At 43.8% G+C, this 13,941-nt stretch carries 13 protein-coding genes; 7 read left to right on the forward strand and 6 right to left on the reverse strand.

Annotated features, from left to right (window positions below; genetic code table 11):
• Positions 1–179: 179 nt before the first annotated feature.
• Entirely contained in the window at positions 180–1,196 is a 1,017-nt protein-coding gene (locus ABIB39_RS02695) for a dipeptide epimerase (protein WP_354427063.1), read from the reverse strand.
• A gap of 55 nt (positions 1,197–1,251) precedes the next feature.
• Between ABIB39_RS02695 and ABIB39_RS02700 the strand changes: the two genes are divergently transcribed.
• Positions 1,252–2,241 (forward strand): hypothetical protein, encoded by a 990-nt coding sequence (locus ABIB39_RS02700; RefSeq protein ID WP_354427064.1) that lies wholly within the window; start codon positions 1,252–1,254, stop codon positions 2,239–2,241.
• On the opposite strand, the gene ABIB39_RS02705 is transcribed toward ABIB39_RS02700, so the two are convergent.
• From ABIB39_RS02705 to ABIB39_RS02720, 4 genes are read right to left on the reverse strand one after another with little or no spacing between them, the layout of a single operon-like run.
• Entirely contained in the window at positions 2,238–2,843 is a 606-nt protein-coding gene (locus ABIB39_RS02705; RefSeq protein ID WP_354427066.1) for a rhomboid family intramembrane serine protease, read from the reverse strand. The two genes, ABIB39_RS02700 and ABIB39_RS02705, sit on opposite strands and share 4 nt — an antisense overlap.
• Positions 2,840–4,582: a M14 family zinc carboxypeptidase gene (locus ABIB39_RS02710; RefSeq protein WP_354427068.1), complete on the reverse strand. Its 1,743-nt coding sequence runs from the start codon at positions 4,580–4,582 to the stop codon at positions 2,840–2,842. The genes ABIB39_RS02705 and ABIB39_RS02710 overlap by 4 nt, the downstream gene beginning before the upstream one ends.
• 4 nt (positions 4,583–4,586) lie before the next feature.
• Complete coding sequence (locus ABIB39_RS02715) at positions 4,587–4,940, reverse strand: MmcQ/YjbR family DNA-binding protein (protein WP_354427070.1); 354 nt, start codon at positions 4,938–4,940, stop codon at positions 4,587–4,589.
• A gap of 1 nt (position 4,941) precedes the next feature.
• A complete protein-coding gene (locus ABIB39_RS02720; RefSeq protein WP_354427071.1) occupies positions 4,942–5,661 on the reverse strand; it encodes a hypothetical protein in 720 nt (239 codons plus the stop codon).
• Between the two features lie 82 nt (positions 5,662–5,743).
• Between ABIB39_RS02720 and pepT the strand changes: the two genes are divergently transcribed.
• From pepT to hflX, 6 genes are all read left to right on the forward strand, one after another.
• Positions 5,744–6,997 (forward strand): peptidase T, encoded by a 1,254-nt coding sequence (gene pepT / locus ABIB39_RS02725; protein ID WP_354427073.1) that lies wholly within the window; start codon positions 5,744–5,746, stop codon positions 6,995–6,997.
• Positions 6,998–7,056: 59 nt separating this feature from the next.
• Positions 7,057–7,518 (forward strand): cytochrome B, encoded by a 462-nt coding sequence (locus ABIB39_RS02730; RefSeq protein WP_354427075.1) that lies wholly within the window; start codon positions 7,057–7,059, stop codon positions 7,516–7,518.
• Between the two features lie 221 nt (positions 7,519–7,739).
• Complete coding sequence (locus ABIB39_RS02735) at positions 7,740–9,149, forward strand: anthranilate synthase component I family protein (protein WP_354427077.1); 1,410 nt, start codon at positions 7,740–7,742, stop codon at positions 9,147–9,149.
• A 79-nt stretch (positions 9,150–9,228) separates the two neighbouring features.
• Positions 9,229–9,795 carry an anthranilate synthase component II gene (locus ABIB39_RS02740; protein ID WP_354427079.1) on the forward strand — a complete coding sequence of 189 codons (567 nt, stop codon included), beginning with the start codon at positions 9,229–9,231 and terminating at the stop codon, positions 9,793–9,795.
• Positions 9,796–9,911: 116 nt separating this feature from the next.
• Complete coding sequence (trpC, locus tag ABIB39_RS02745; protein WP_354427081.1) at positions 9,912–10,694, forward strand: indole-3-glycerol phosphate synthase TrpC; 783 nt, start codon at positions 9,912–9,914, stop codon at positions 10,692–10,694.
• A 737-nt stretch (positions 10,695–11,431) separates the two neighbouring features.
• Positions 11,432–12,616 (forward strand): GTPase HflX, encoded by a 1,185-nt coding sequence (hflX, locus tag ABIB39_RS02750; RefSeq protein ID WP_354427083.1) that lies wholly within the window; start codon positions 11,432–11,434, stop codon positions 12,614–12,616.
• 54 nt (positions 12,617–12,670) lie between these two features.
• Here the strand turns inward: hflX and ABIB39_RS02755 are convergent, their stop codons facing one another.
• A complete protein-coding gene (locus ABIB39_RS02755) occupies positions 12,671–13,861 on the reverse strand; it encodes an anhydro-N-acetylmuramic acid kinase (protein ID WP_354427084.1) in 1,191 nt (396 codons plus the stop codon).
• Between the last annotated feature and the right edge of the window lie 80 nt (positions 13,862–13,941).

The following is a 13,941-nucleotide window of genomic DNA, read 5'->3' on the forward strand; positions in this document are numbered from 1 at the left end:
AAAGCATCCCTTTTTTGATTTAAAGACTTTTTTCCAATTTCATTGCGGCTATTCCTCACCCGGTCATTGCTTTGCTCAACCACCCTCTCTTCGCTGCGCGCAAAGAGGATAAAAGATTTTATTTTTTTCTACCCTCTCTGCGTCGCAATGAGGGTCGCCAGCGAAGCGTAGTGAGTAAATTACCCGATAACATTCAACCCCAACCCTACTTTATCACTTAACACCCACTTACCATCAACCATCGCGGGTATTTGATATGGATTGTTTGTGGTGAGTAACGGCCCGTCAATGTCGGCCCAATCGCATTGTGGGGCAAGGGCGGCGGCGGCAAGGGTGGCGCAGCTGGTTTCGCTCATACAGCCTATAAGTATTTTAAGATTAAGTTCGCGGGCTTTGTTTATCATTTGTTTAGCCTCGTATATCCCGGCAGATTTCATGAGTTTGATATTGATGCCGTGGTAAACACCTTTGGCATCATCAACGTCTGACAAACGTTGCACAGCTTCGTCTCCAATGATGGGGATGGGGCTGTGTTCTGTTATCCAGGCATTGCCATCTATGTCCGTTCTTTGCATTGGCTGCTCTATTAGTTTTACACCTTGTTCGTGCAGCCAATAGATCAGGTCGAGGCTTTGTTTTCGGTCAGTCCACCCTTGGTTGGCATCTACATACAGCGGCACATCGGTAACCGATCGAATGGTTCGGATCAGTTCTTTATCGCTATCGCGGCCAAGCTTTACTTTTATCACTTTTAGGCCTTTGGCTTCTTTAACTTTTTGCAGGATGATGTCTTTTGTATCGATGCCAATGGTATAACTCGTAACCGGCATTTTGGCGGGGATGCTGCCTAATAACTCCCAACATGGCTTACATTGTAGTTTTCCATCCAGATCATGCAGGGCAATATCAATAGCCGCTTTTATGGCCGGCTGGCCGGGTGCAATGCTATCCAGGTAGTTGATGACCGAAGAAAAATCAAAGGGGAATTTAAATTGGCTTACATCCACTTTGCTTAAAAACGCCGCGGCGCTTTGGTGGCTTTCGCCCATGTAAGGCACCATGGACGCTTCGCCATAGCCGGTTTGGCCTTCGTGAGTAAGCTGTACCAGCATCAAAGGCGTGCTTGTACGCGAAAATTTGGCGATGGTGAATGTGTGCTTTAGAAGTAGCTCGAAGGGTTGATAAGTAAGCCGCATGTCAATAATACCAAAGCTAAAACATTAAGTTAATTTCCTGCTTATCTTTGCAGCCATGCCGGCACAAATTTACGCACCGTTCGAACGTTTTAACTTTAGTAACCGCAACTGCTTTTTAACAGGCGCGGCCCTGCAAAGCGAAGAAGAAAAGATCCAGGTGTTCCCCCAATGGCTAATGAGCCTTTACAATCTGGAAGACCAGCCCTTTAAACTGCTCGACGAAAGCATAGCTACATACAAAGACCTGAAGATCCCGTGCTCAGCTGCCGTTAACGAGGAGTATTTAGAGCCGCTTGAACTCGAAATTGCAGCCGCGTTTGCCAATGGATATGAAGGCATAAAAGCGCTTGATGAGCTAAAACTTTTTCAATGGACCAGCAAGCTTTTGTACGGTATCATCTTTAACGAGATCCAATCGGGCATTAAAATGATGCACGCGCAGGGCGAGGAGTTTAGCGTATCGCAAGCCATTATCCATAAGTTTAGCCACCTGCACCTGATGCTGCAGAGCATTAACCTACCTATCATATTCGAAGAGTTTAAACCTTACAGCCTATTTTTGTTTAAGGTAGATAACAAGCCCGAAGAGTTTGGCTACCGCGATGAGATCAACACCCAAACATTTGCTTTGCGGATAAAAGATTTTGGCCTGGTGATATGCCTGCAGGACAATACCGCTAACTTTGGTTATCATCATAAAATTTACAGCCAGATAAAAGACGACCTGCTGCACCCTATCCAGTTCGAAGAGTTTAGCGGCCGGGTATTTTACAGCAACTACCTGTTTAACCGCTTGCCGGAGTATAATATTTTACCCGTTGGCGAAGATATTTATATTGAAGATATGCCCCTGCGCGGCATAAGCAGCAAGCCATTATTTGATGAATGGACCAACAAAACCTACGGGCAAGTATTAGAAAACTTCTGGAAAAACTGGGGCTTCCTGCTCTTAGAGATCATCAAAAACCCGAATGAACCCATGAGCTTTTTGTTTGATGCCGATGGTAACAAAATAAGCAAAGAAGCTATCGATCTGCCTAATTAAAACTGCCTTACAAATTCATTAATAACATCGTGGTGCAACGCGAATGTAATCACTACGCCGCTAACCGCGCCATATAAGTGGGCATCGTGGTTAACATTATCCCGCGCGTGTTTGGATGCAAAGTGGCAGTACACCAGGTATAGTATCCCGAAGATCCAGGCGGGGATAGGTATCGGTATAAACATTAAACCCATTTGTGCCTTTGGGTTAAACATGATAAAGCTGAATATCACTGCGCTGATGGCACCTGAGGCGCCAAGGCTATTATACCAAATGTTATCTTTATGTTTTTGGATGGATGGGAGGTCGCTTAATATCAAACTGAGCACATATAGCAAACCAAACTGCCAGTGCCCCAGCATACTCTCTAACTGAAAAGCAAAGAAATAATACGACAGCATGTTAAAAAACAGGTGGTTCCAGTCTTTATGGATCAGCCCGCTGGTGATAACTGTGTACACCTTGTGCCCACGCGATACGTTATAGGGATTCAATATAAATTCGCCATAGATATTCTCGTTAGAGAAAGCCCAAAGCGAGGTAGCCATTGTAATTACAAATATGATTGACGCCACGGGCGACGCCAGGAAAATTTGCATCATTGCAGGTTGAGTTTAGAATTGGTAAGCAACCTGCCTATCGGGTAGCGCAGGTAAGTTTTTTCGAAATAAGACGAGTTGCGGTACACCCAGTTGAGTTGCGCGCCCGCGCTTGCCGCCAATTTAGGGTCGGCCGCTTTGGCATCATCCAGTTTCTTGCGGAGCCCCGGGTTATCCTTTAGCATTTTGGCGGCAACATCTTCAAAAACATAATCAGAAAAGTATTCTTTTTGGCCGAGCACGCTATCAAAAAAGTTCCAGGCGAAGAAGGAGTCTACGCCTTGCGGTTCCAGCGTTTCTACAATGTAACGGTTAATGGGCTGGTTTACATACACCACGTAATCGCCCTCGTAAAACTTCACTTTATCATCCACCGGATTTAGCTTTACATTGGTATGGATGTAGTGCCCTTCGTAAGGCCTTGTACCCGTCTTGTAATCGGCAATGTTATACATCTGCAAACTCAGCGTAGTATCATGCGCCAGGCGGCTCATGGCAACGTTGTTTAACTTAAATAAATCGATAACCTTGCCCCACGCCTGCGGGATAATGTACGCTACAGGCTTATCTGCAGTAGCACTTGCTTTGTAGGTGTTATAAAACTTTATAGGTTTGCTGTAAGGCTTTTCACGGTCATAAAAAAGCCGTTTAAGGCCGCTTACATCGCTGGTTTTATATTCGGCGGCGTAGCCTTTGAAGGTGATGGTATCTACTTTGTTTTCATCCAATATCCAGTTAAGGGCGAAGGTTTTTTGTTTGCTCACTTCGGCATCAACCCGCTTTTTCATAATGCCTAAAACTGTCGCATCACGCTGACAAATGTTTATTAGGTTTTGCATAAAAGCATAGGTTGCCCATACACGCTTATCAAACGGTTTCAGCATATGCGTTTCCGTCATATAACTGATGATGTTATGCTGGGCAGCAAAACCGGTAGAAAAGCGTGGCGTTTCCATAAAGCTAACAATTCCGCTATCGGGCAGGCCTTGTTCACCTGCACCGTAAGGGATCATTTCATAACCACTTTTTTTCATCCCTTTATACAGGTTGGGCGTAAGGGTTTTATCTGTATAGGCTGCCAATATTGGATTTTGTTTATCTTTTTGGGTTTCTATCAGCGTCATCACGTACTGGTAGTCGGCACCATCGCTGGTGTGGTTATCCAATAGTACTTCGGGCTGCCAGGTATTCAGGATCTGCGTAAAGGCAAGGGCATTTTTACTATCGGCCTTTATAAAATCCCGGTTAAGGTCCAGGTTGCGGTAATTACCCCTAAAGCCATAAGCACGCGGGCCGTTCTGGTTTGCTCGCGATTGGCCGCGGTTCATATTACCATCAATATTGTACAGGGCAATAAAGCAAAGCACTACGTCTTTTGGCAATTGATTCTTTTTTAGCAGATCCCGCACCAGCATCATACTGGCATCAATACCCTCGGGTTCGCCGGGATGGATGCCGTTGTTGATGAGCAATACACGCTTGTTTTGCTTTTTGATTTGCGCCGGGTCAAACACCTTATCTTTCGATAAGACTACCAGTGTTAGCGGCTTGCCAATATCCGTGCTACCATAATTAAAAAGGTGCATTTGCGGCTGTGCTTTGGCGAGGCTTTTATAATAGGTCATCACCTCAGCATACGTGGCCGTGTAATTTTTATCCTTGCTTTGCTCAAAGGGGGTAAGCTGGGCGTAACCCTGCAGCCAGCAACAAAAGGCAATCAGCAGAAAGAAATTTCTTTTCATAACATTATTTACTGTCGGCAATTTCGGCCTGCAGCTTTTTGGCTAAACTCGCAAAAACCAGGTCGTATGAGTGGTCTATCATCTCACGCAATTGTTTATTGGTAAGCAAACCATCGGTATGTACGGTGTTCCAATGTTTTTTATTCATGTGAAAGCCGGGCTGCACTTCGCTGTACTGCTCCCGTAGTTCAATGGCACACTCCGGGTCGCATTTTACGTTAAAACTTGGCGAATCTAATCCGGTAAGCATAAAAACCTTATCGGACACTTTAAAAACAAGTGTATCCTCACCAAACGGGAAGCTTTCGGTAACACCTGGTTTATCCAGGCAGTAATCGCGCAGTTCTTCTATGTTCAACTTAGTACCCCCTAATCTCTTTATCGTATGAATTTTGTCCGCCAAAGTTTACCTTAATACCTACGGTAATTTGCCTGTATTGGTCAAGCGCGTTGTTCTTAAACTTAGTGGTAGGGTCGGCGTAACCATCAATACCCTCGCCAAAGGTTATATTATGCTGATAACCAATGTCCAGGCGGATGTTTGGCTGGTCATATTCGTTATAAAACTTAAACTCGTAACCAAAACGCAACGGGATTATCAGGTTAACGCCGCTATCTGTGCCCGGAAACATATAAGGAGGGTTAATAACACTTACCCTTTGTGTTTTAACGCTATTCATGATACCACCTATACCTGACCCCAGGTAAAAGTTTTTCAGCACATTCAATACCGTGCTGCCCTGGTAATTCATTATTTCGCCGGCCTGCACATCCATATGCACTATTACCGCCTTATAATTGTTTTCGTATTGGCGGCCGTCTTTATCTATCTTAAGGTCTGTGCCACCGCCGGATAGTTTACCTATCTGGAACTCTAAACCAATAGGCACATAAGGCGTATAAAAATAATTGAGGGTTAACGCAAAAGATTTATTATTATACTCTTTTTTAAGATCGGCATACGGGCGGTTTAAACTTGCGCTTAAACCAATACCAAAGGTGGCATAGTTTAAACTACCCTGCGCCTTACCTTTATAAAAGGCTAATGCCAGTACAATAAATAAAAGATACTTTTTCAATTGAATTTATGTTTGATATTTACAAATTAGCTGCGGTTAAACACAACCGGGCAAATAAAATTTCCACTAATATAGGCTTTCTATGGATTTTAACACACCCTTAAGTTACACTGCTACCGATAGATTTTTACGGTATGTGCAGATAGATACACAATCTGACCCCGCATCCACAACAATACCCTCTACCCAAAAGCAAAAAGACCTTGGCCGTTTACTTGTAACCGAACTATTAGAAATAGGCATTACTGATGCCCATCTCGACGAATATGGCTATGTGTATGCCACCATTCCGTCTAATTCTGATAAGGCCGACATACCGGTGATCTGCTTTTGTTCACACATGGATACCTCGCCGGATTGCAGCGGCAAGGGCGTTAAACCCATCATCCATAAAAATTACCAGGGGGGTGATATTTCCCTGCCGGATGATGCTGCACAAATTATCAAATTGAAAGACCATCCCGACCTGAAAGAACAACTGGGAAATGACATCATAACCGCATCGGGCGCTACACTTTTGGGGGCGGATAACAAAGCCGGACTTGCCGAAATAATGGACGCCTGCCACCAGTTGATACATCACTCCAAAATAAAACATGGCACCATAAAAATATTATTTACACCCGATGAAGAGATTGGCCGAGGGGTAGATAAAGCCGATATTGCCAAGATTGGTGCCTTTGCCGCCTACACTATGGATGGCGAAAGCGCCGGCAACATGGAAAACGAAACCTTTAGCGCCGATGGTGCAAAACTTACCATAAACGGCATAAGCGCGCACCCCGGGTTTGCGCAGGGCAAAATGGAAAGCGCAATAAAAATTGCAGGTAAAATAGTTTCGGCCTTGCCAGATAGCTTGTCGCCGGAACACACTACAGATATGCAGGGTTTTGTGCACCCTGTTGATATAAGCGGCCATGTAGAAACCGCCGTTATCGATTTTATAATCCGCGATTTTGAAGAAGAGAATTTAGAAAAGCATGCAGATGTTATACGGAAGGTGGCCGACGAAATATTAAAAGGTTATCCAAACACTACATATACATTAGAAACGCACCAGCAATACCGCAACATGAAAAATGTGCTGGCCCAACACCCGCAAATTGTAGATTACGGGATGGAAGCCATGCGCCGTGCAGGCCTGCAGCCAAAACTTTGCAGCATCCGTGGCGGCACCGACGGTTCGCGGTTATCTTTCATGGGTTTGCCTACACCTAATATTTTTGCAGGCGAACATGCTTTTCACAGCAAGCAGGAGTGGGTATCTGTACAGGATATGCAAAAAGCGGTTGATACCATTTTGCACTTATGTATGGTTTGGGAAGAAAAGGGATAATAGAGGCGATGATTGTTCAATGCTAACTTATATTTATATTCGGGTCAAATTTTAAACGCATGAACGCTTATCAGTTTTTCCTGTCATTCCACTCCGGTTTCAGGTACATCGTATTTTTATTGGTTGTAATTGCTATTGTTAGGGCCTTTGCCAATTGGTTTGGCAAAAAAGCGTACAGCAACGGTAACCGCAAACTCAACCTGTTTACCATGATATCAGTGCATAGTCAAATTTTAATTGGGCTTGTGTTGTATTTCATAAGCCCTAACGTTAAGTTTGGCGGGGGTGTAATGAAAGACCCTACTGCACGCTACTGGACGGTGGAACACATTACCATGATGATCATCGCCATGATCCTGATCACCATTGGCCACAGCAAATCAAAAAAGACAACTTTGCCCGAAAACAAGCATAAAGCTATCGCTATTTTTTACTCATTGGCCTTGGTTATCATCGTGGTAGCCATCGCTTTAATGACCAAAGATGCACCCGGACATACTTTTTTCGGGATATCCCACTAAAAAAGTCGACAAAAAATTTGTTAATTCAATTTTTTGTATAAATTTGTCGCCACGATATGAAAAAAACTACTCTTAATACCAATTGGTGGCACTATGTGAAAACATGGCAGGCCGGATAGTTTTTGATATGCAGTACTAATCAAATGTAAACCTAATTTGAAACCCGGCGAACGCTCAATTCGCCGGGTTTTTTTGTTTAATGCGCTCTGAGATAATCACTAATGAAAAAATATAAAATTACCACTACCCATAAAAAGCTACTTGCAGATACCACTACACCGGTGAGTATTTACCTGCGCTTAAGAGATGTTTTCCCTAACTCGCTGCTGCTGGAAAGTTCGGACTACCACAGCCGCGAAAACAGCTTAAGCTTTGTATGTTGCGCCCCTTTTAGCGGCTTGGTTTTAGACAACAAAACCCTTAAAAAGAAATTCCCAGATGGAACTGAGGAAGTAAGCGCCCCCGGCGAATTTGATATTACCGACGAGATTAACAATTTTACTGCCCGGTTTGAGGTAGAGACAAATACTTCCAAGATCCTATCTAACGGCTTGTTCGGGTACTTTACGCATGAGGCGGTTGAGCATTTCGAAACCATCCGTTTAAAGGAAAGTGCTGACACCACCCGCAAGATCCCGGTGATGCAGTACCATATCTACAGTTACATCATTGCTATAGATCACTTTAAAAACGAGCTGTACATTTTCCACAACCAGGTAGAAGGGCAACCGAAAACCAACGGGTTAGAGAAGATAGAAGACCTTATCAAAAACAAAAACTTCCCCGAGTATAGCTTTAAAAGCAACGAGGCCGAAAAGTCTAACCTGACCAATGAGGATTTTATCGCTATCGTCGAGAAAATGAAACAGCACATTTATCGTGGTGATGTTTTCCAGATAGTACCTTCAAGGGCGTTCTCGCGCAAGTTTTTAGGTGATGAATTTAACGTGTACCGTGCGCTGCGCTCCATCAACCCATCGCCATATTTATTTTATTTTGACTACGGCGACTTCCGCATCTTCGGCTCGTCGCCCGAGGCACAGATCACCATTAAAAACAATACTGCAAGCATATTCCCTATTGCCGGCACATTTAAACGCAGCGGCGATGACGAGAAAGACGCAGAGCTTGCCCGCCAGCTGGAGGCCGACCCCAAAGAATCTGCTGAGCACGTGATGCTGGTTGACCTTGCCCGCAACGACCTTAGCCGCCATTGCGAAAACGTAAGTGTTAAAGCATTTAAAGAGGTGCAATATTACTCGCACCTTATTCACCTGGTATCGCACGTAAGTGGTACGCTTAAACCGGGTACTACATCATTTAAAATTGTGGCAGATACTTTCCCGGCAGGTACGCTTAGCGGTGCTCCAAAGTACCGCGCCATGGAAATCATAGACGAGAACGAAAAAAGCAAACGCAGCTTTTACAGCGGTGCCATCGGTTTCTTTGGCTTTAACGGCGATTTTAACCACGCCATCATGATCCGTTCGTTCCTCAGCAAAAACAATACGCTGCATTACCAGGCAGGCGCGGGCATTGTGGCCGGCTCTATCGCCGAAAGCGAATTGAAGGAAGTTGATAATAAAATAGCCGCGCTGAGGAAAGCGATAGAATTAGCGGAGGAGCTGTAGTTAAAGGTTAGAGACTGGTGATTATAAATTAGTTAAAAAAAAGAATCCCCTCTTGAGAGGGGTTAGGGGTGTGTAAAAAATGAAAATATTAATCATAGACAATTACGATTCTTTCACCTATAACCTGGTGCATCTGGTAAACGAGTTAGGTTTGCAATGCGAGGTTTGGAGGAACGATAAATTTAAACTGGAGGATGTAGACGCGTTTAGCCACATCATCCTTTCGCCGGGGCCGGGCATACCGTCAGAAGCGGGTTTGCTTCTGCAGGTGATAGAAAAATATGCACCAACAAAAAGCATGTTTGGTGTGTGCCTTGGTCAGCAGGCTATTGCGGAGGTATTTGGCGGCAAGCTTTATAACCTGCCACAACCTATGCATGGTATAGCTACGCCAATAAAAGTTACGGATAGCGCCGAGCCCCTTTTTGCAGGCCTGCCCGATACCTTTAAAGTTGGCCGTTACCACTCTTGGGTGGTAGAGAAAGACCTGCCCGCTGTATTAGAAATTACCGCTATTGATGAACAAGATGGCTCGGTTATGGCTTTGAGGCACAAGGAATACAACGTGCGCGGCGTACAGTTCCACCCTGAATCGGTACTAACCGAGTACGGGAAAGAAATGATGCAGAACTGGTTGAAGGCTTAGTAAAACATTAAATAAGTAAATTTGTCATCCTGAGCGATAGCGAAGGATCTATTCATGAACTGTGCAATCGGCAAACAGATGCTTCGCTATCGCTCAGCATGACAATAAAGAAAACAATGAACATACTTGATAAAATAGTTGCTTATAAAAAGATAGAAGTCGAGCGTGATAAGGTGCGCACTACCTATACGCAGTTGGAAGAATCTGAATATTTCCACCGGGAAACTTATTCTTTTAAAGATTTTTTATTGGCACCTGACAGGACGGGCATCATCGCTGAATTTAAGCGCAAGTCGCCATCTAAGGGTATAATTAATGATGGCGCGCTGGTAAAAGATGTAACCAAAGATTACGCTGCTGCGGGTGCTTCAGCATGTTCGGTATTAACGGATTACGGCTTTTTTATGGGTAGAAAAATGGATGTTACCCGTGCCCGCCGCGCTACCAATATCCCCATACTGCGTAAAGATTTTATGATAGATGAGTACCAGGTTATCGAAGCAAAATCATTGGGTGCCGATGTTATTTTATTGATAGCAGCAATCCTAACCCCTGCCGAAATAAAGAACCTGGCATCGCTTGCCAAAAGCCTTGATTTGAATGTATTGTTAGAGGTGCATAACTTAGAAGAGCTGGAACGAAGCATTGATACAAACCTGGATGCTATTGGTGTAAACAACCGTAACCTGGCCGATTTTACTGTAACGGTAGAAAACTCCTTTAAACTTGCTGAGCATATCCCTAACGAGTTCATGAAGATCTCGGAAAGCGCCATCAGCGATACCGAAACCATTAAGCAATTAAAGGCAGCCGGTTTCAACGGGTTTTTAATTGGCGAGAACTTTATGAAACAACAGGACCCGGGGGCTGCAATGCGCGATTTTGTGAAAGGTTTGTAATAATTATCATGAAGCAAATTATTGCAAAGTTTGTTGTTCCGCTTACTATCATTTCTTTTTCAATAATTACTATGCGATCAATTGCATTTGTAGATGATATCGGGTCGATAGATTTTATAGGGTTTCCTTTTCTTTACACGTGTAAAGGGTTTCATACGTCCATGTCTCAGCAATTCTTTTTAGTGCCCTTACTTGTCGATTTTGTAGTGTATCTACTAATTTGGTTAGTCATCTTTTTGATTCTCAAAAACTTTATTAACCCCAATAAGATACCCCAATTTATATCACGTGCCTTAATCATAATGGCAACACTTCTTTTTGCAATAAATGTTTTGTTAGCGAATAATCCAGACAACATCTTTATCCTGACAAGGGACTTTGAAATTAAGGTGGAGCGAAGCAGCTTTTATATGGTGCCTTGGTTTTGATGGTATGATGATTGTGAAGGGTTTGTAATTAGCCCTTAATTCAATATCTTTGTGCCATCATGTTGATATAATACTCTCCCAAACAGTAACTTTCCATTTTGCTGCCCGTTATCGGGATGTGCCTGAAAGTTTTGTTATAAACTCGACTGTTTATAACGTCCTTGTTAATCGCTTCCCGATGTATTACCCCGAAGCGAAATTATTAATATAAAACAATTGTTTACCATGTGAACAGAACACCATAGAGTGAGTTATATAGGAGGTAACTTAATGTTTACCTTTATACTTTAATTGTTAATCATTTTTAAAATGAAACCAAAGTTTTTTGATACTGCCCAAAAGCAGGAAAAAGTGGTTTTGGTTGGTGTAATTACACCACACGAAACCGAAGAACGCGAAAAAGAATATTTAGAGGAATTAGAATTTTTGGTGGAGACCGCAGGCGGCCTCACCGTGAAAACCTTTACCCAAAAATTACAGCGTCCCGAGCGATCTACGTTTGTAGGTACCGGTAAACTGGATGAGATAAAAGAATATGTAATTGCCGAAGAAATAGACATCGTTGTTTTTGACGACGAACTTACCCCGTCTCAGTTACGTAATATTGAGCGCGAACTGAATGTAAAGGTACTTGACCGTAGCAACCTTATCCTTGATATTTTTGCCGGCCGTGCCCAAACAGCGCAGGCTAAAACACAGGTGGAGCTTGCCCAGCTACAATACCTGCTACCCCGCCTAACCCGCCTTTGGACTCACTTAGAGCGCCAAAAGGGTGGTATCGGTATGCGCGGACCAGGCGAGTCGCAGATAGAAACAGATAGGCGTTTAATCCTGAACAAGATCTCGTTACTGAAAGAGCGCCTTAAGCTGATCGACCGTCAGAACGAAACACAGCGCAAAAACCGCCAGCAACTCATTCGTGTAGCATTGGTGGGTTATACCAACGTTGGTAAATCTACCATCATGAACATGCTGTCTAAATCGGAGGTGTTTGCCGAAAACAAGTTGTTTGCTACGCTGGATACTACTGTTCGAAAAATGGTTATCGAGAATGTACCGTTCCTGCTGTCGGATACGGTTGGGTTTATCCGCAAGTTGCCTCACCATTTGGTAGAGTGTTTTAAATCGACATTAGACGAAGTACGCGAGGCGGATATTTTGATCCACGTGGTAGATATCTCCCACCCAAGCTTTGAGGACCAGATCCGTACGGTTAACGAAACGCTTAAAGAACTTGGCGCTATAGATAAACAGATCATCACGGTGTTTAACAAGATAGATGCCTTTGTGCCCGAGCAACACCATGTTGACGTAACCGAAGAACCACTAACCCTTGATGATTTTAAACATAGCTGGATGGCTAAAAACAACAGCCCTGCCATATTTATCTCGGCTACTGAAAAGGAAAATGTAGACGAGTTTAGGGAACTGCTTTACGAGTACGTGAAAAAGGCGCATGCGGAAAGATACCCGTATGATAATTTGCTTTATTAAAGCCATATTCGCGTATAAAAACCCTCTTTCTAATTATGGAAAGAGGGTTTGTGTTTACAAGGGAAAACTAAACTTCCCCATTAGTACGGCGGGGCTATTACCAATAGCAATCGGTTCACCGCAAAGGGCTTCGTTACCTAATAAAGCAAAAAGTATGGCCTCCTTCGCATCAGGGTCAATCCCCAGTTCGGCGGTATTGGCGATGGTGGTGTTGGGCAGTGCATTTTTTAAATAATTAATAATGTACGGGTTCCTGGCACCGCCGCCGCTAACAAATATTTTAAGATCGGGCTTGTTAAAGTTGGCTTTTATAAAATTACTTATAGACCGTCCTGTTAAAGCACTTAGGGTAGCTACCAGATCGGTTTTATTGATGTTGAATAGCCTAACCGCCTGTTGCGCGTCGGCCACAAATTCTAAATTAAACAATTCGGGGCCGGTAGTTTTTGGTGCGGTTTCCCTAAAAAAAGGATGGTCTAACAGCGCATCCAACAAAACATCATTCACCTCGCCCGATTTAGCAATTTCTGAATCTTCATCGTAAGCTTTACCAAAATATTCGCGGCAGGCAGCATCTATTAAGGTGTTGCCGGGGCCGATGTCGCTACATAAAACTTCCGCCCCTATATCCGCAGGTAAATAAGTAAGGTTAGCTATGCCCCCTATGTTCAGCAGGATGCGGTTCTCGCCGGGTTTGCTACCCAGTATCACATCGCCATATAAGGCCAAAGGTGCACCCTCGCCACCCGCGGCAATGTGCTTCTGCCTAAAATCGCTGATGGTTAAAATGCCGGTTTTAACGGCTATATGGTCGGCATCGCCAATTTGCAGGGTAGCGTTACCATAGCCGGGCTGCTTGTGCAGGCGTTTTGGCGCATGGTAAATAGTTTGGCCGTGGCTGGCAATAAAGTCAACATCCGTAGGTTTAATACCCCACTTAGTTAATGCCTGCAATATCAATTCGCCATGAAAATTCCCGATGTGTGCGTTTAGTAAAGTAACCTTCTGCAGGCTCACCATTTTTTTGGCGAACACCTCTTGTACCTCGTGCTTAAATCCGTCCGCGTAAGGTATAGTGATGAAATCTATAAGCTTAAACTCCGTGTGGATGCCGCTGCCTTTAAATTTGCAAAGTGCGATATCCAACCCGTCTAACGATGTGCCCGACATGAGCCCTATCCCCAGCTTTTCGTCTTTTTGAGCGATGGTAAATAGTTTTTGCAGGTTTTTGTTGAGTGCGGGCATGCGCTAATTTACCTGTTTTGCCGCCAGCCACAAAAGATAAATTAAAACCGCCTGTATATAAATATCTGATATATTTGTTT

Origin of the sequence: Mucilaginibacter sp. UYP27, assembly GCF_040547175.1 — a bacterium.
GTDB lineage: Bacteria > Bacteroidota > Bacteroidia > Sphingobacteriales > Sphingobacteriaceae > Mucilaginibacter.